At 69.7% G+C, this 15588-nt stretch carries 16 protein-coding genes and 4 pseudogenes; 9 read left to right on the forward strand and 11 right to left on the reverse strand.

Annotation, left to right across the window (positions count from 1 at the left end):
• Positions 1 to 195: 195 nt before the first annotated feature.
• The 4 genes and pseudogenes from ACFC8N_RS47985 to ACFC8N_RS48000 all read right to left on the reverse strand — a co-directional run.
• Positions 196 to 447, reverse strand: a pseudogene (locus tag ACFC8N_RS47985) (aldo/keto reductase); the annotation flags it as partial.
• Positions 448 to 524: 77 nt separating this feature from the next.
• Complete coding sequence (locus ACFC8N_RS47990) at positions 525 to 851, reverse strand: carboxymuconolactone decarboxylase family protein (RefSeq protein WP_356036274.1); 327 nt, start codon at positions 849 to 851, stop codon at positions 525 to 527.
• Positions 848 to 1825 (reverse strand): aldo/keto reductase, encoded by a 978-nt coding sequence (locus ACFC8N_RS47995; protein ID WP_376296003.1) that lies wholly within the window; start codon positions 1823 to 1825, stop codon positions 848 to 850. The genes ACFC8N_RS47990 and ACFC8N_RS47995 overlap by 4 nt, the downstream gene beginning before the upstream one ends.
• Positions 1826 to 1977: 152 nt before the next feature.
• A complete protein-coding gene (locus ACFC8N_RS48000; RefSeq protein WP_376296004.1) occupies positions 1978 to 2712 on the reverse strand; it encodes an SDR family oxidoreductase in 735 nt (244 codons plus the stop codon).
• 192 nt (positions 2713 to 2904) lie between these two features.
• Between ACFC8N_RS48000 and ACFC8N_RS48005 the strand changes: the two genes are divergently transcribed.
• Complete coding sequence (locus ACFC8N_RS48005) at positions 2905 to 3795, forward strand: helix-turn-helix transcriptional regulator (protein WP_376296005.1); 891 nt, start codon at positions 2905 to 2907, stop codon at positions 3793 to 3795.
• Between the two features lie 74 nt (positions 3796 to 3869).
• Here ACFC8N_RS48005 and ACFC8N_RS48010 read toward each other — a convergent pair whose 3' ends face one another.
• On the reverse strand, positions 3870 to 4841 hold the full coding sequence (locus ACFC8N_RS48010) for a site-specific integrase (RefSeq protein WP_376296006.1): 972 nt from the start codon (positions 4839 to 4841) through the stop codon (positions 3870 to 3872).
• A gap of 407 nt (positions 4842 to 5248) precedes the next feature.
• Here ACFC8N_RS48010 and ACFC8N_RS48015 point away from each other — a divergent pair, with 407 nt between their 5' ends.
• The 3 genes from ACFC8N_RS48015 (at position 5249) to ACFC8N_RS48025 (ending at position 7648) form a co-directional block, all read left to right on the forward strand.
• Positions 5249 to 6013: an enoyl-CoA hydratase/isomerase family protein gene (locus tag ACFC8N_RS48015; RefSeq protein WP_356039921.1), complete on the forward strand. Its 765-nt coding sequence runs from the start codon at positions 5249 to 5251 to the stop codon at positions 6011 to 6013.
• 28 nt (positions 6014 to 6041) lie between these two features.
• Positions 6042 to 6833 carry a maleylpyruvate isomerase family mycothiol-dependent enzyme gene (locus tag ACFC8N_RS48020; RefSeq protein ID WP_376296007.1) on the forward strand — a complete coding sequence of 264 codons (792 nt, stop codon included), beginning with the start codon at positions 6042 to 6044 and terminating at the stop codon, positions 6831 to 6833.
• A gap of 107 nt (positions 6834 to 6940) precedes the next feature.
• The gene (locus tag ACFC8N_RS48025) at positions 6941 to 7648 is read left to right on the forward strand and encodes an SDR family oxidoreductase (protein WP_356039915.1); all 708 of its coding nucleotides are present in this window, start codon (positions 6941 to 6943) and stop codon (positions 7646 to 7648) included.
• Positions 7649 to 7713: 65 nt separating this feature from the next.
• On the opposite strand, the gene ACFC8N_RS48030 is transcribed toward ACFC8N_RS48025, so the two are convergent.
• Positions 7714 to 8478, reverse strand: a complete 765-nt coding sequence (locus tag ACFC8N_RS48030) for an SDR family oxidoreductase (RefSeq protein WP_356039913.1) — start codon at positions 8476 to 8478, stop codon at positions 7714 to 7716.
• Between the two features lie 448 nt (positions 8479 to 8926).
• On the opposite strand from ACFC8N_RS48030, the gene ACFC8N_RS48035 reads away from it, so the two are divergent.
• The gene (locus ACFC8N_RS48035) at positions 8927 to 9682 is read left to right on the forward strand and encodes an SDR family NAD(P)-dependent oxidoreductase (protein WP_376296008.1); all 756 of its coding nucleotides are present in this window, start codon (positions 8927 to 8929) and stop codon (positions 9680 to 9682) included.
• A gap of 38 nt (positions 9683 to 9720) precedes the next feature.
• On the opposite strand, the gene ACFC8N_RS48040 is transcribed toward ACFC8N_RS48035, so the two are convergent.
• Both ACFC8N_RS48040 and ACFC8N_RS48045 read right to left on the reverse strand, forming a co-directional pair.
• Positions 9721 to 10620 (reverse strand): LysR family transcriptional regulator, encoded by a 900-nt coding sequence (locus ACFC8N_RS48040; RefSeq protein ID WP_356039907.1) that lies wholly within the window; start codon positions 10618 to 10620, stop codon positions 9721 to 9723.
• A gap of 235 nt (positions 10621 to 10855) precedes the next feature.
• Complete coding sequence (locus ACFC8N_RS48045; RefSeq protein WP_356039905.1) at positions 10856 to 11605, reverse strand: SDR family oxidoreductase; 750 nt, start codon at positions 11603 to 11605, stop codon at positions 10856 to 10858.
• Between the two features lie 748 nt (positions 11606 to 12353).
• On the opposite strand from ACFC8N_RS48045, the gene ACFC8N_RS48050 reads away from it, so the two are divergent.
• The gene (locus tag ACFC8N_RS48050) at positions 12354 to 12623 is read left to right on the forward strand and encodes a hypothetical protein (protein WP_356039902.1); all 270 of its coding nucleotides are present in this window, start codon (positions 12354 to 12356) and stop codon (positions 12621 to 12623) included.
• 86 nt (positions 12624 to 12709) lie between these two features.
• Positions 12710 to 12901, forward strand: coding sequence for a hypothetical protein (locus ACFC8N_RS48055; RefSeq protein ID WP_376296009.1), 192 nt, complete (start codon positions 12710 to 12712; stop codon positions 12899 to 12901).
• Positions 12902 to 12927: 26 nt separating this feature from the next.
• Here ACFC8N_RS48055 and ACFC8N_RS48060 read toward each other — a convergent pair.
• Positions 12928 to 13103: pseudogene (locus tag ACFC8N_RS48060) on the reverse strand (helix-turn-helix domain-containing protein); the annotation flags it as partial.
• 5 nt (positions 13104 to 13108) lie between these two features.
• Positions 13109 to 13636 carry a hypothetical protein gene (locus ACFC8N_RS48065; protein WP_376296010.1) on the reverse strand — a complete coding sequence of 176 codons (528 nt, stop codon included), beginning with the start codon at positions 13634 to 13636 and terminating at the stop codon, positions 13109 to 13111.
• A gap of 165 nt (positions 13637 to 13801) precedes the next feature.
• Between ACFC8N_RS48065 and ACFC8N_RS48070 the strand changes: the two genes are divergently transcribed.
• Positions 13802 to 14299 (forward strand): DinB family protein, encoded by a 498-nt coding sequence (locus ACFC8N_RS48070; RefSeq protein WP_376296011.1) that lies wholly within the window; start codon positions 13802 to 13804, stop codon positions 14297 to 14299.
• A gap of 336 nt (positions 14300 to 14635) precedes the next feature.
• Here ACFC8N_RS48070 and ACFC8N_RS48075 read toward each other — a convergent pair.
• A pseudogene (locus ACFC8N_RS48075) lies at positions 14636 to 15118 on the reverse strand (transposase); the annotation flags it as partial.
• Between the two features lie 78 nt (positions 15119 to 15196).
• On the opposite strand from ACFC8N_RS48075, the pseudogene ACFC8N_RS48080 reads away from it, so the two are divergent.
• Positions 15197 to 15588: pseudogene (locus tag ACFC8N_RS48080) on the forward strand (ISAzo13 family transposase); the annotation flags it as partial.

Raw genomic sequence — 15588 nt, forward strand, 5'->3', positions numbered from 1 at the left:
GGGTGGTTCTGGTCATGAGGGGGTGGTTCTCCTGTCGTGCCCTCTCAGGCTAACCCGACGAAGCGGGACGTCTCACCCAAGGCTGACAGAGAGGGTCCAGGCACTGCGCCTGGCCAGCAGGTCGCTGGCGAAAGCGAAGCGGTGGAATGAGGCACTCACCTGGCTGCAGCGCGCGGCAGCGGCAGGACTCGACGACCGAGCCCTCGCGGTCCGTGCACTCACGCAGCTCCGCGCCTGGGCGGGGGCGTCCTGGACCCATAGCTTGGTGGTGACGAACAGTTCCTCGCGCGGGATGCCGCTGTTCTTGATGGCGTGGCCAACGGCTTCCTCGTTGTCGTAGGCGGCGGCGGTGTCCAGCAGCCGGTAGCCGGCCTCCAGGGCCTGGGTGACGGCGCGCTCGGTCTTGTCCGCGTCGACCTGGAAGACGCCGAAGCCGAGGATCGGCATCTGGACGCCGTTGTTCAAGGTGACGTGCTGCGCGGAATTCTCCTGGAAGGGACGGGTGGCCGGCCGATGGTGCCGGCTCAGCGAGTGGGTTCGGTGACCTGGGCCAGGACGCCGGTGGCGCCCATCGCGGCAGGCCAGCCGGCGTAGAAGGCGAGGTGGGTGATCGCCTCGGCGAGTTCGCCGGGGGTGAGGCCGTTGTCGAGGGCGCGGTTCAGGTGGCCGGTCAGCTGGGCGTCGCGGCCCAGCACCACCAGGGCGGCGACGGTGACCAGGCTGCGCTCGCGCGGGGACAGCTCCGGGCGCTGCCAGAGGTCGGCGAACAGGACGTCGTCGGTGAGGTCGGCGAGTTTCGGGGCGGTGCGGCGGACGAGGTCCGGCGCGATGCGCGGGTTGGTGCCGGTCATCCGCGTTCCATCATGCGCATCTGGGCCTCGTTGTGGGTGTCGCCGGCGGCCGGGGGCAAGCTGCTGAGCGCGGTGAGCTGGTCGTCGGTGAGGCGGACGGCGTCGGCGCCGGCGCTCTCCTCGACGCGGGCCACCCGGCGGGTGCCGGGGATCGGCACGATGAAGTCGCCCTGCGCGAGCAGCCAGGCCAGGGCGACCTGCGCCGGAGTGGCGCCGATCTCGGTGGCGATGGCGGCGACCTGGTCGGCCAGGCGCAGGTTGTGCTCGAAGTTCTCGCCGGTGAAGCGGGGGTTGTCGGCACGGAAGTCACTGGCGTCGAACTGCCCCGGATCGCGGATCGCGCCGGTCAGGAAGCCGCGGCCGAGCGGGGAGAACGGGACGAAGCCGATGTTCAGCTCCCGCAGCACGGGCAGCACACGGGCCTCGGGGTCGCGGGTGAACAGCGAGTACTCGGACTGCACCGCGGTGATCGGGTGGACGGCATGGGCGCGGCGGATGGTGTCGGGCCCGGCCTCCGAGAGACCGATGTGCCCGATCTTGCCCTCGGCGACCAGTTCGGCCAGCGCGCCGACGGTCTCCTCGATCGGGATGCCGGGGTCGACGCGGTGCTGGTAGTACAGGTCGATGCGGTCGGTACCCAGGCGCTTGAGAGAGCCCTCGACGGCGGCGCGGACGTTGGCCGGACTGCTGTCGGTGCCGCCCTCGCGGCCAGTGTGAGAGATCAGGCCGAACTTGGTGGCCAGCACCACCTGGTCGCGGCGGCCCTTGAGGGCGCGCCCCACCAGTTCCTCGTTGGTGTAGGGGCCGTAGACCTCGGCGGTGTCGATGAGGGTGACGCCGAGGTCCAGGGCGCGGTGGATGGTGCGGATGGACTGGCCGTCGTCGGTGCCGGCACCGGTGTAGCCGTGGGACATGCCCATGGCTCCCAGGCCGATGCGGGAGACGTCCAGATCGCGCAGTTTGGTGTGCTTCACGAGTGATCCTGTTCGTTCGCTGGTCAATGCCGGTTCGCCGAGCACCGGCTGCGCGCCGGCCGCGGCGCGGCGGCCGGTACGGGAAGTCCTGGGGTCTGCCGCGCCGCGGTGTTTCGTTCCGTGCGGACGGCGCTCGCGGGCGAGAGGGAAAGTCAGAGCGCCTGGCCGGCGGGGCGGAGCAGGATCTCGTTGATGGCCAGGTGCCGGGGGCGCTGGAGGGCAAAGGTGACGACCTCGGCGATGTCCTCGGCGGTGACCTCGGCGACGTCGTACAGCTCCTTGGCGCCCTGGCGGGTGGCTTCGTGGGTGATGTGGGTGGGCAGCTCGGTGGCGACGACGCCCGGCTCGATCACGGTGACACGGACGTCGGGCAGCAGCTCCTTGCGCAGGGACTCCGACCAGCCGTTGATGCCGAACTTGGTGGCCGCGTACACGCCGCTGCCGACGTTGGCGACCCGGCCCGCGACGGAGGAGACGTTCACGATGTCGCCACCGCCGTCCTTGAGCTGGCCGAGGAACACCTCGGTAGCCGTGATCGCCCCGAGCAGGTTGACCTCGATCATCTTGCGGTAGTCCTCACGCTGCTCGGCCGAGAACGGCCCCAGCAGCATGACCCCGGCGTTGTTCACCAGCACGTCCGTGCCGCCGAACTCCCGCTTCACCTGTTCGGCCGCCGCGACCAGGGCACCGCGGTCGGTGACATCGGCGGAGACGGCGATCGCACCGTCGCCGAGCTCGTCGGCGAGGGCCTTGATGCGGTCCGTGCGACGGGCGAGAAGCGCGACCCGGTAGCCGGCGGCGTGCAGGGACCGGGCGGTCGCGGCACCGATCCCGGAGGAAGCACCGGTGATGACGGCGACGCGCCCTTGCTTCTGGTCCTGGCTCATCGTATTTCCTGTCCTTCATTGTCACGTTGCGTGGCCGACCGCCCGATGGAGGTCACAGCCCGGAGGTCCGAAAGGTCCGGATCACCCCGACGTAGCCATTCCAGCACCGCCCCGCAGACGGCGCGAGGAACCGCTTATACGTGTACTGGCAGTCACTCCTACACATCCCCGCACGGCCGTACCGTGGAGGCCATGGACAACCAGGCCGAGGTACGGGACTTCCTGCGCACCCGACGCGACCGCGTCACCCCCGAGCAGGCAGGCATCGTTACCGGAGGCCGACGCCGCCTGCCCGGCCTGCGCCGCGAGGAAGTCGCCATGCTCGCCGGAATGAGCAGCGACTACTACGCCAAGATGGAGCGCGGCAACCTCGCCGGCGTCTCCCCCGAAGTGCTCGACGCCCTCGCCCGCGCCCTGCGCCTGGACGACGCGGAGACCGAGCATCTGCACCACCTCGCCCGCGCCGCGAACCCTTCACCAAGCCGCCGCCGGGCCCGTCCCGCCCAGTCGACGGTCCGCCCCTCCCTCCAGCGGTTCCTCGACGCGATCACCGGCGCACCCGCATGGATCGTCAACCAGCGGGCCGACATCCTCGCCACCAACCCACTCGCCCGGGCCCTGCTCGCCCCGATGCTCGACGACCCGGACACCCGGAACAACACCGCACGGTTCATCTTCCTCAGCCCCGCCGCGCGCACCTTCTACCCGCAGTGGGAGCACGCAGCGGAAGCCTCCGCCGCGAACCTGCGCACCGCCGCAGGACGCAATCCGCGCGACAAGGCCCTTTCCGACCTCATCGGGGAACTCGCGACCCGCAGCGACGCGTTCAGCCGCCGCTGGTCGGCCCACGACGTCCGCCTGCACCGCACCGGCACCAAGCACATCCACCACCCCGCCGTCGGCGACCTCGAATTCGTCTACGAAGGCGTCGAACTGCCCGACCATCCCGGCTGGATGATGTTCGCCTACACCAGCGCCGCCGGCTCACCGACCGAGGACCGGGTCAAGCTCCTCGGCAGCCTCGCCGCCACGCAAGCCGACGCGCAGGACCCCGCACCCGTCTCCCAGCCTGGGGAGACATGAGCCACTCCGGCGGCAGGGGTCAGTGAAACAGCCCTGTCGACAAGAACGCTCGGCGAAACCACCCCCTCGGCGGCTCAGCGCCGCGCGTCGCCCGGCGCCAACAGGCTGGTGAGATCCGCAATGGCCTCTGCCGAAGGCTTGAAGTAGCGGCGGACGTTCTCGACCTTCTTGTGTCGAGACTTGGCCATCAGCATCAGCTCGGATGCCCCCTGCTCGCCGAGGTGGGTCAGGGAGGAGTGCCGGTACTCGTGCAGGTCCCAGCCGGTGCCCGGACCCGCGTGCGCGGTTTGCTGGTCGAGCAGCACGCGGGCCTGGCCGTAGGACAGCCGGGCCAGGCCGGTGTCCGGACAGACGTCCCGGGCAGAGAGCACCTTCCCCGGGCCGGCGCGGCGGTGGGTGACGAACACCGGGCCGCGAGTGCGGCCCTTGAGCAGCCGCGACAGCAGCCGGGCGGTTCCCGCGTCCCAGAACACCGTCTCCAGCACATAGTCGGCGCGACTCGCACCGCGCCGGCGCACCTTCGGCTGGGCACCCTTCGACTTCACCGGCCACCGGCGCCCGGCCAGGTCCAGCTCCTCGATGTTGACGTCCAGGATCTCCTCGCAGCGGGCGCACGCCACGTAGAGCATCCGCCACAGGGTCTTCTCCAGCAGGAGGTGGACGGCGCGGCGGGCCATCAGCCGGTCGATCGCCATCTTCGAGCGCACCGGGGTGTCGGAGTCCGGCGGCGGCATCCGCTTGGCCCAGGCCGGGACGGCCGGCCCGTCGTAGCCGCGCTCGGCGCACCAGCCGGTCCAGGACAGCACCGCGCCGCGGCGAGCGTTCCAGCTGTTCACCGCCGAGCTGCCCCAGAGCAGTTCCAACGCGCCGCCGATCTCGTCGTCCGCGACCGCGGCGAGCGGCCGGGCCTCGCCCAGGTGCTCGGCGATCTTCCCGACCGCGATGCCGTAGTTCCGGATCGTGTCCGGATTGATGAGCGAATCGAGGAAGGCGTCGGCTGCCGTCCGGACGGTCAGCGCCTTCCCGGGCGGCAGCAGGACGGGCACCGGCTTCCCCTTGACACAGATAACAGGGTCGCTTCGCGCAGCGGCCCGTCGGCGTCGCCGCAGGTCGTGATCGGCGATGCCGCAGTTATTAGGGCGTTATCTGTAGAACGACTCACGACCGGCCCAACACCGACGACCCGTCAGGTGCCCACCAGCGGCGATCCGGGCTTAGCGCACGATCTGGCGCGGATGTTCCTCAAGCCCCAGATCGCTCGCGCTGGTCACCCAGTCCACCACCGTGTATGAGCAAGCGTCGCCTGATCGAAGTCCGGCCCCACCAGAAAAGTCACTTATGGCTGTCCTCAGCAGGGGGTCTGGCCGGCGGGTACAGATCGGGCAGGCAGGGAGGTTGTCTGGGCACAAGGACGCAACGCCCACGGACGCGTCCACGGACCAAGGAGTAGACCGTGACGAGCGGAACCCCTGCCTATTTCACCGCCTTCCCCGACCTGGCGATGAGCCGGACCCCCTCCGGGGTGCTCACCCTGCGATTCCATACCCATCAGGGCCCAGCGACCTTCACCGGCCGGCTGCACACCGACTTCCCCCGCGCGCTGTACGAGATCGGTGAGGACCGGAACAACCGGGTGCTGGTGCTCACCGGTACCGGGGACCGCTTCATGACCGACATCGACGGCGCGAGCCTGGGTGACATCACCAAGCCCGCCCAGTGGGACCGTACCCTCAGTGAGGGCCGCCGCGTCATGCAGCGGCTGGCGGACCTGGAGCTGCCGATCGTCGCCGCCGTGAACGGCCCGGCCTCGGTACACAGCGAGTACGCCCTGCTCGCCGACATCGTCGTGGCCGCCGACTCCACCGTCTTCAGCGATTTCCCGCACCTGACCTTCGGGATCGTTCCCGGCGACGGCATCCACATCGTCTGGGAGGAGGCGCTGGGTCTGAACCGCGCCCGCCATCTCGCCCTCACTCAGGGCTCCTTCACCGCCGAACAGGCCGAACGCTGGGGCGCGGTGGCCGAGGTGCTGCCTTTGGACAAGGTCCTTCCCCGCGCCCAGGAGCTGGCCGAGACCCTGGCCGGCAGGCCGCAGCTGCTGACTCGCTACCTGGCTGTCACCCTGCGTCAGCGCATCAGCCGCCGGATCGCGGAAGGTACCCAGCTCGGCATGGCCCTGGAGGGCCTGACCGCGGCCGATCTCGCCCACCAGGGCTGAGAGGCCGGCCAAGACGACTGGAGCGACCATGCAGCACACGACTCCCCTGGAACACTGGCTGGCGGCACTGCACGCCAGCTCGGACCGGCTCAACACCGCTGTCGGGAACCTGTCCGACGAGGACCTGTCCCGACCGTCCTTCGCCGACGGATGGAGCATCGCCCAGGTCCTGTCCCACCTGGGCAGCGCCGCCGAGATCTGCACCACCCTGGTGGAACGCGGACTCAAGGGCGACACGAGGGGCCCGCAGCGCGAAGACCTCCTGCCCGTGTGGGAACGCTGGGACGCCCTGCCCGGGCCGACCCAGCGTGCCGCCTGGCAGGAAGCCGACGTGCGCCATCTGCACCTGCTGGACGGGCTCACCACCGACCAACGCGAGAGTCTTCGCGTGCCGTACTTCAGCGGACTGCTCGGCCTCGCCGACTACGCCGGATACCGGCTCTCCGAACAGTCCGTGCACGCCTGGGACACCGCGGTGGCCCTGGACCCGGCCTCGACGATTCCTGCGCAGGAGGTGGAACTCCTGTGGCATCGCGTCGACCTGGTGGCCACCCGCTTCCGGGACGCGGAAAGCCTGTCCCGGCTCGGCCCCCGCCAGTTTGCGGTGGAACTCACCGATCCGCAGCGCATGTTGCTGCTCGATCTGGACACTGAACTGCACGTCTACCCGTGCGAGCCAGCCGAACCGGCCGGAACCGTGTCGGGGACCGCCGAGGCGGTGCTGCGGCTGGTCTACGGCCGCAACAGGCCACAAGACGGTGTCACGGTCACCGGCGCCGCCACGCTCGACGATCTCCGATCGCTGTTCCCCGGCTACTGAACCGACCCGCGCAGCCCCGCCAAGGCGCCGCCGGGAAGCAGATCCCCGGCGGCGCCGACCGGCGTGAGGCCATGCGTCCCGCAGACGCCTTGAGGAGACCCGAAGCCGTGATTTCCAGAAGAGTGCTGATCTCCGGCGCTTCACGAGGCATCGGCCGCGCGCTGGCCGACCGCCTGGACGCCGCCGGCCACCGCCCCGTCGGGCTGGCCCGTTCGGCCCCACCGGACTTCCCCGGAGAGTTCCACACCGTCGACCTCGCCGACCGCGCCGCCACCGCGCGCACCCTCGACGCCGTCCTGCGCGGCGGGGCCGTCGATGCCGTGGTCAACAACGTCGGAATCGTCCGCCCCGCCCCACTGCCCGCCGTCGGCCTGGACGACCTGCAGGCCGTCTACGACCTGACGGTCCGCACCGCCGTACAGCTGACCCAGGCGGTGCTGCCCGGTATGACCGCGCAACGCTGGGGACGGATCATCAACGTCACCAGCCTGGTCACCGTCGGCCTGCCCGAGCGCACCTCGTACGGCGCCGCCAAGGCCGCACTGGACTTCTGCACGCGTGCCTGGGCGGGCGAGCTCGCCGATGCGGGGATCACCGTCAATTCGGTTGCTCCCGGGCCGACCGAAACCGAGCTGTTCCGTGAGAACAACCCGCCGGGATCGCCCGGTGAGGCCCGCTACCTCGCCGGAGTTCCGGCTGGTCGGCTGGCCCAGCCCCGGGAACTCGCCGCCGCCGTCTGCTTCCTGCTCTCCGAGGACGCCGGGTTCATCACCGGCCAGACCCTGCGCGTCGACGGCGGCGCGAGCGTGGGATGACTGATCCGACGGCAAAGCGCCCCGTGTCCTGATCATCCGGGACACGGGGCGCTCGGCTGTCGGGATCAGTTGACGCTCTGTCCGCCGTCCACCATGACCGACTGTCCGGTGACGAAGGAGGCCCGGTCGGACAGGAGGAAGAGAACCACCTGGGCGACCTCGTGCGCCTCGCCGACGCGGCCGAGGGGGATGTTCTCTCCGTGCGGGTGGTACTCGGAGCCGTCCTCCTTCTTCGTGATGCCGCCCTCGGTCAGCGGTGTGCGGATGATGGTCGGGTTCACGGTGTTGACCCGGATCGCGTCGGGCCCGAGCTCCACCGCCGCCGCGCGGGCGAGTGCGGCGACGCCGCCCTTGCTGGCGCTGTAGATGGAGATGCCCGGGGTGCCGAGTTCGGCGAACACCGATCCGTTGACGACGATCGCCCCGCCCTCGCCCTGTCGCTTCATCTGATCGGCCTCGGCCTGCAGGTAGAAGAACGTGCCCTTCAGATTGCCGTCCATCAGCTGGTCCCAAGCCTTCTCGTCCAGCTCGGTCAACGGGCCGACCGCGGCGGTGCCGGCATTGTTGAAGGCCACGTCGAGGCGGCCGAAGCAGTCGACGACCTGCTGCACCACTGCCCGCGCGCCGCCGAAGTCCGTGGCGTCAGCCTTGACGAACAGCGCCTCGCCACCGTCCCTCGTGATCTCCTCGACCACGTCCCGGCCCGCATCCTCCCGGCGCCCGGTGATCGCCACCTTCGCACCCTCCTGTGCGAACAGGCGCGCGCTGACCCGGCCGATCCCGGACGTTCCCCCGGTGACCAGAGCAACCTTGCCGTCCAACATTCCCATGGTTCTGTTCCACTCCGTTTAGGAATTCGCTACATGCCAGATGCGGACCCGGCTTCGAAATCGGTGCCGACTTTTCCGGCCAGGTGCCAGGCCCCCGCATTGGGTGCCGAGCGGTTACAGCGTTCGCTTCTCCGACGGGATTCCATGAAAGCCATAGGCCGTCGCGATAACCGGTATAAGCTCGCCGTCTGCCGTCTGGAGAATCCGTCGGCAGATACTCCATTCAGCTGACTGCACAACAGCCCCGGCGTTCCCGGCCGATGCCCTGGCCCGGAACGGTTGCGGGGCCCCGTTGCTGGTGATGCTGTGGATGTGCGACGGCGGTGCCTACTGCGCCGCTCTGAGCGGGCGGCGCGTTCCCGAGGGTGTGGCGTGATTACCGACGCAGCGGCCGTGTTCCCGTCCGTACGCCGATCACGTATCTCGTCATCAACGGAAGGAATCGGCCATGACGTCTGCATCCATGGAGGGGAAGGTCGCGCTCGTGACCGGGGCGACCAGCGGCATTGGCGCTGCCACAGCACAGGCGCTGGCCGAGCGCGGCGCGTACGTGCTGGTGGCCGGCCGTGATCCCGCCCGTGGCGAGAGCGTCGTGGGGGCGATCCGGGAGCAGGGCGGCAAGGCGGACTTCGTGAGCGCCGATCTGCGCGACGCCGAGGCGGTGCGACGGCTCGCGCACGACGCTCTGGGGCTGGGCGGCGGCCGGGTCGACGTCCTGGTCAACAACGAGGGCGTCTACCCCTTCGGCCTGACCAAGGACACGGAAGAAAGCCTCTTCGACTCGGTGTACGCGCTCAACGTCAAGGCCCCGTTCTACCTCGTGGCCGAACTCGCCCCGGCCATGGCCGACCGGGGCGGCGGAGCGATCGTGAACGTCAGCACCATCGCGGCCGCGCTTGGGTTCTCGGGCATGGCGCTCTATGGGTCGAGCAAGGCAGCAGTGAACCTCCTGACGAAGGCATGGGCAGCCGAGTACGGCCCACAGGGAGTGCGGGTCAACGCCGTACAGGTCGGCCCCACACGGACCGAGACCACCGCTGAGGCCGAGGAGGACCTGCAGAGCCTGGCCGCTCAGGCGCCCGCCGGACGGCCGGCGTCCGCCGCAGAGATCGCGGCCGCGATCGTGTACCTCGCCGACGACGCGGCGAGCAGCTTTGTGAAGGGTGCGGTGCTGCCCGTCGACGGCGGGCGCACCGCCGTCTGACCTCAACGTATCGCCCGGCCGCCTGGCCGCTGCGGGGATCAGTCGGTGGTGGGCTGCTCGAACGCGGCGATCAGGCGTCCCAGATCCTGCCGCCGCGAATCCGCCGGCCACACCGCCCACGTCCGGCGAATGAGAGGGTGCCCGACCAGCGGCTGCCACGTCACACCGTCGGGAATGGGCTGCGACCAGTCCGGCGGGGCCAGCGCGAAGGCCCGCCCGGCGCTGACGGCCGCCAGTTTCACCTCGGCGATCAGCCGCTGTCCCTCCGGCGCCTGAGTACCAAGGTCGAGGCCGTGGGTGCGCAGGATCGCCGTCAGCTCGTCGTACCAGGCGGGGCTGTCCGAGCGCGGGAAAGCCACCCATTCCAGCCGGGCCAGCGCGTCCAGCGCGATCCCTTCCGGCCCGGACAGCTCCGCCGCCTGGTCCGCGGCCAGCAGGACGCCCAGCCGTTCCCTGTTGACCAGCATCGCGTCGAACTCCTGCCCGGTGGGGCGCTCCCGCAGCAGTCCCAGGTCCAGCTCGCCGGCGTGCAGCGCGGCCAACTGCCCGGATGTGGACAGATGGCGGGCCTGTACCCGGGTGTCGGGGCAGGCCTCGGCCAGCTCGGTGAGCGCGGGGCTCAGCAGCCGCGAGGGGAACTCCAGCGGAATGCCGATCCGCAGCACGCCGCCGCCCCCACCGGTGTACCGGGCCATCGTCCGCACCACCTGATCGCGCCGGGCCAGCAGCGCACGTGCCTCCCCGAGCAGGGTGACGCCCGCGTCCGTGGGCCGCACACCGGTGCTGCTGCGCACCAGCAGCTTCACCCGCAGCTCCCGCTCCAGACCACCGACCGTCTGGGACAGCGCCGGCTGGCTGACGTGCAACCGTCGGGCCGCGGCCGAGAAGCCGCCCTCCTCGACCACTGCCACAAAGGCATGCAACTCCCGCAACTCCATGCCCCCATCGCATCACGCCGAAAACGCCGGATCCACCGTCGGCCACAGCCTTGGCCTATAGCGCCCATAACGTCCGGTAGCGGAGGCTACGGCCGCTGCCGTACCGGCGACGGTGAGATCGGCAGACCGCCCCGCGTCGTGCGCAGGGCGGGGCAGGAGCTACGCAATGCTGCCGAGGCGTGCCACAAGGCTGCAAGTAGGGGACCGCGTCGCGGCCTGGGGGCCCGTACGTCGCTTACTGGTCGGTGGGCCCCAGGGCCATGAAGCCGCCGTCTACGGGGAGGGTGACGCCGGTGATGTAGGCGGCGCGGGGCGAGGCGAGGAAGACGATGGCTTCGGCGATCTCGCGTGCCGCGCCAAGGCGTCCCAATGGCACCTTCGCCCCCAACGCCTCGAAGTCCTCCTGGCCGACCATGTCCGCCACGTTGTCGGTGTTCGTGTGGCCAGGGGCGACGGCGTTGAAGCGCACTCCACGCTTACCGAACTCGACAGCCCAGGCGCGGGTGAAGGAGTCCACGGCCGCCTTCGAGGCGCCGTAGACAGATGTGCCGGCCATGCCGGTCAGACCGGCGACCGTGGTGACGCTGACGACGCTGCCGGACCCCTTGGCCGCCATCTTCGCCGCCAGAGACTGGGTGAGGAAGTACGTGCCGCGTACGTTGGTGTCGAGCAGGGTCTCGAAGGTGTCCAGGCCCTGCTCAAGGGTGGGGGCGAAGGGGTAGGCACCGGCATTGTTGACCAGGATGTCCACCTCACCGGCCTCGTCGGCCAGGTGTCGGACCGAATCCAGATCGCTCAGGTCTGCGGCGATGAACCTGGCCTTGCCGCCCGCGGTCTCGATGGCCGCGACGGTCTTGGCTCCCTTGTCGGCATTGCGGCCGGAGACGATGACGGACGCGCCCTCCTGGGCCAGGAGGAGAGCCGTCTCCCGACCGATGCCGGACGTGCTGCCGGTGACGAGAGCAGTCTGATTCTCGAACTGCATGAGAAGCACCTTTCCGCAGGACCGGTACGGCCCCGCAGCCATTGGGTACGAAATATGTCGTGCCTACTCTCAGGCGCCTTCCGGATTCCGGCAAGCTGACCCGCAGAGCAGTCCAGCATTTCTAATTACTGACCTCTTCGCAGAATTTCCGGCCGCGATCGCCCCTACTTTTGACCGCCATAAGCAGTACCTTCATTCAGCGCGGAACGTGTCGAATTCTCCGCCCGCTCGGCATCTGGAACATGAGGGTTGACCGGGAGCACGGGTGGTCCGTGTTCTGGTGCCCCGCCTCCTCCGTGAAGTGACGCGAGTCCCAAAGCCTGCGCCGTGCGGAGATCGCGGCGGGGCCGCATCCGTATCCGACGCCCCGCATCTCCTCCGGAGCCCGCTGCGCCGATCACAGCGCCGCACACTCTCCCGTGGCCGGCCTGCCGGTCAGAAGCGGTGCTTATGGCAGCTCTTCGTGAGGCATATGGCCGCAGGAGAGGAACTGTGCGCACCTCGCGGTTACATGATCCGTACAGCGCGCGACTCCCCTTCCGGCTTGTGCAGGCGGCGGAATGGGCCGCCCGCCTGCGATCCGTTCAAGCCCGGGAAACCACCTGGATGTCCCACCCCATGGAGGTACCCCACGTCACTCCACAAATCTCAGTACAGCTCAGGCCTGGATGGCGAACTCCGAGGGAAGTTCATCAGTTGCGCAATCAAGAAAGCATCATCTGAACGGAGCCAGGGGGAAGGCCGGACCATGCGAGGCACGTCCGCTACAAAGCGCCCACTGGAAGAACTGGCGCAGGGATACCCGCCGCCTCCCCCGGACGCCCAAGTCCAGCTCACCTACCGGCCAGTGGCCGTGAACGGGCAAGCCGGATGGCCGCGGCCGGGCAGCGTCACCGCCTGGTGGACAGCCCTGGACAGCGCCACCCTGTCCCATGTGCGCCTGTCCGGAGCCCCGACGCCGCGCTGGGTGGTCTACGACCCCGACCGGATCGCTCTGCCGGTCGAAGACGGCACATAACGGTCCCGGCCGGCAAGAAGGTTGCCGGATGGCACAACAGTCGAAGTCAGCCTGGGCGACACACCCTCGGGGGAGGATGACCATCCATGGTGCATGGCGACGTTCAGCGGCGCGACGAAAATCTCCGGCTGGGAGCCACCGTGGCCGAGATCGAGGGGCTCCATACGGCCCTGCTGAAGACCACCTCCCCTGGACGGCGCCGGCGGCTACAAGCCGTGCTGTCGCGCGCCGCCGAGCGGCTCGCCGGCTGGCAGCCGCTCCCTGACCGGGGCGGGTAGCTCTGCCTGCGACTCCGAGACGTTCACGAGGATCGGTCGACCAATCCGGGGTCCCCGTGTTGGCGATGGCGGTTAGCCCACTTGAGGCGCACGCCCGGGAGATACCCATCTCGGCGGCGACGTGCGCGATCGGCCGGGTGCGGCAGCGTTCGATCAGGCGACGGCGACCTTCGATGGACAGTGGCGCATTGCGGCGAACCATCCGTGTCAGCTGGCGTCGAGGCGCATCGCGGCCGCGGTGTCCGTGGCGACGGTGAGCGGTCGGCCGAGTAGTTGGGCGAGGTCGGGGCTGGTGGTGCTGAGGAACCCGTGGCGGACGCTGGTCGCGATCGAGGCGAGCATCGGCGGCTGGAACGGCAGTAGCGTGTCGTCAGCGAGGAGTTGGGCCCGGTACTCCCCGAGCCCGATGGTCCGGTGCGCGACTCCGAGGGATTCGGCGATGCCGACGGCGGTGATCGGTTCGCCGACCAGGTCATAGGTCCTGCCGGCGTGCGCGGTCGGATTGCCGGCCACGACGGCTGCGGCCGCGGCCAGGTCCGCCCGCGCCACAGCGGCGAGCGCTCCGTCGCCGAACGCCGATTCCACGCCGTCAGCGGTCCAGGTCAGGAGCGCCCCGAAGAGTTCGGCGTAGAGTCCGTTGCGCAGGACCGTCCACCCAAGTCCACTGGCCTTGATCAGCTGCTCGGTGGCCCGATGGGCGAGGGCGAAGCCAAGGTGGTCACAGCACCACGGCATCGGCCGACGGCGGGGCGGGGCGGAGCCACCACCGGACGCGTGCCAAGGCCGGAGCCCACACTCCGAAGGCTCGAGGCGAACTGCGGAGCGGCAGCCGGTCATCGGCGGCGCAGGTCAGCCGCAGAGATCCCACTGCCGTGCGCCCCTCGCTGTCATGATGGTCCGATGGACAACCAGGAGAGGACCGAACCTCCGCGGGTGGCCGATGAGCACGCCACGCTGACCGGCTTCCTGCAGCGCCAGCGTGACACGCTGGCCATGGCATGTGCGGGGCTCACAGCCGAGCAGCTCAGGGAAAAGGCCGTGCGGCCCTCCGGCTTGTCGCTGCTCGGCCTCGTCCGGCACATGGCTGACGTCGAGCGGACCTGGTTCCGCAACGTGTTGAACGGCGAGCACAGTAGCGTGCACTGGCCCCGAAGCACCGGCGGCGCTTTCGACGTCGACACCGCAGACCCGTCCGAGGCGTTCGCGATCTGGCACGAGGAGTGCGCCCGATCCCGCGACATCGTGGATGCCGCCCAGTCCCCCGACGCCACCGGGCGGTACCGAGACGACGTCTTCTCCCTCCGCTACATCCTCACCCACATGATCGAGGAGTACGCGCGGCACAACGGCCACGCTGATCTCCTCCGCGAGCGCATCGGCGGAATCGCCGAACAGTAGTGGACGGCGGGGGCCGGTCCCCTGACGGGCCCCGGGACGGCCAGGCGCAGCACGGTCGTCCCGGGCAAACGAAAAGGCGGGCCATCGGCCCGCTCGGGGAAGCCCCCCGCCAGGGCCTCTGCACGGGCGCGGGCCGGGGGTCGAGCGGCACCGGCGAAACAGCCCGGGGCCCGGATCCGAACAGGGCGTTGGCCGGGCCCCGCTGGGCCCTGCACGGCAGGGGTACAAACCCGGGACGGCCGGCCACAGGACCGGGACCGCCGACCCGGTGCGGGTAGACGCGGAGCGGGACCATGGCGCGGTCTCAGAGCCCCTGACGCGGTGAGCCTTGCAGCCCTTCTCCCGTTTGAAGGACGGCCGGAGTAGCTCAGCGCCTCGCATCGCGAGGTCGTTCTCGAATTCCTTGGAGGCGAAGCCCTTGTCTGCGATGACCAGCAGCCCCGGCCGGTCGGTGGCCAGATGCGGCTCGCGGTCCAGCATCGCGGCCAGCACTTGCCGCTCATCAATCTTCGGGTTCGCGAGTGCCCAGGTGATGGGCATGCCACTAGGAGTACAGACCAGGTACAGGCGCAGACCCGAGAAGAACCGCGAGTGAGAGGCGCAGTACCCGTATCCGGCCCAGCCGACCACATCCGAGACCTGCTGGCCACAGACCTGAAACGGTGACCGCGAAGTCCGGGGCCAGGTCCCATCAGCGCTTACGGGTACAACAGTCGCGAGAGTTCGGGGCGAATCTGCTCGGCGAGGTATGCGTGTCCGGCGTCCGTGGGGTGCACACCATCGCTTCCGATGAACTGGTGCGCGGATCCGGTAAACCACCCTCGGCGCACCGCGGACAGGTAAGGGCTCGTAAAGAATCAACGCGTTGCTTCACGGTCTCTGCGTCGTTGGTGTGGTATGCGCATACCGAGCGAGGTTCGCGATCAACTCGCCCTGAGATTCGGGGTGTTGTTCCCTCATCTGAATGAGCGGCAGCAGCGGCTGGCGCTGGCCGCCGAGGCCCGGCTGCTGGGGCACGGCGGGGTGAGGGCCGTCGCGAGTGCCGCAGGGGTGAGCGAGACGACGGTACGGAAGGGCGTCTTCGAGCTGGAGGGCGGTGAGAACCCACTGCCCGAGGGCCGGGTCCGCCGGGACGGCGGCGGCCGCAAGAGCGCCGAGGAACTTGACCCGCTACTCGTTCCAGCGTTACTGGCACTGGTCGAGCCGGACATGCGCGGGGACCCGATGTCGCCGCTGCGCTGGACGACCAAGTCGACCCGGAACCTGGCCGACGAGCTGACGCGCCAGGG

This window comes from Streptomyces sp. NPDC055966 (assembly GCF_042269865.1).
In the GTDB taxonomy this organism is placed as follows: Bacteria; Actinomycetota; Actinomycetes; order Streptomycetales; family Streptomycetaceae; genus Streptomyces.

Bases quoted from the DNA above. Each gene is read 5' to 3' on its own strand.
- ACFC8N_RS47990 (WP_356036274.1), bottom strand. From the start codon at position 851: ATGACCGGCACCAACCCGCGCATCGCGCCGGACCTCGTCCGCCGCACC.
- ACFC8N_RS48000 (WP_376296004.1), bottom strand. From the start codon at position 2,712: ATGAGCCAGGACCAGAAGCAAGGGCGCGTCGCCGTCATCACCGGTGCT.
- ACFC8N_RS48005 (WP_376296005.1), top strand. From the start codon at position 2,905: ATGGACAACCAGGCCGAGGTACGGGACTTCCTGCGCACCCGACGCGAC.
- ACFC8N_RS48020 (WP_376296007.1), top strand. From the start codon at position 6,042: ATGCAGCACACGACTCCCCTGGAACACTGGCTGGCGGCACTGCACGCC.
- ACFC8N_RS48030 (WP_356039913.1), bottom strand. From the start codon at position 8,478: ATGGGAATGTTGGACGGCAAGGTTGCTCTGGTCACCGGGGGAACGTCC.
- ACFC8N_RS48035 (WP_376296008.1), top strand. From the start codon at position 8,927: ATGACGTCTGCATCCATGGAGGGGAAGGTCGCGCTCGTGACCGGGGCG.
- ACFC8N_RS48040 (WP_356039907.1), bottom strand. From the start codon at position 10,620: ATGGAGTTGCGGGAGTTGCATGCCTTTGTGGCAGTGGTCGAGGAGGGC.
- ACFC8N_RS48045 (WP_356039905.1), bottom strand. From the start codon at position 11,605: ATGCAGTTCGAGAATCAGACTGCTCTCGTCACCGGCAGCACGTCCGGC.
- ACFC8N_RS48050 (WP_356039902.1), top strand. From the start codon at position 12,354: ATGCGAGGCACGTCCGCTACAAAGCGCCCACTGGAAGAACTGGCGCAG.
- ACFC8N_RS48055 (WP_376296009.1), top strand. From the start codon at position 12,710: ATGGTGCATGGCGACGTTCAGCGGCGCGACGAAAATCTCCGGCTGGGA.
- ACFC8N_RS48065 (WP_376296010.1), bottom strand. From the start codon at position 13,636: ATGCCGTGGTGCTGTGACCACCTTGGCTTCGCCCTCGCCCATCGGGCC.
- ACFC8N_RS48070 (WP_376296011.1), top strand. From the start codon at position 13,802: ATGGACAACCAGGAGAGGACCGAACCTCCGCGGGTGGCCGATGAGCAC.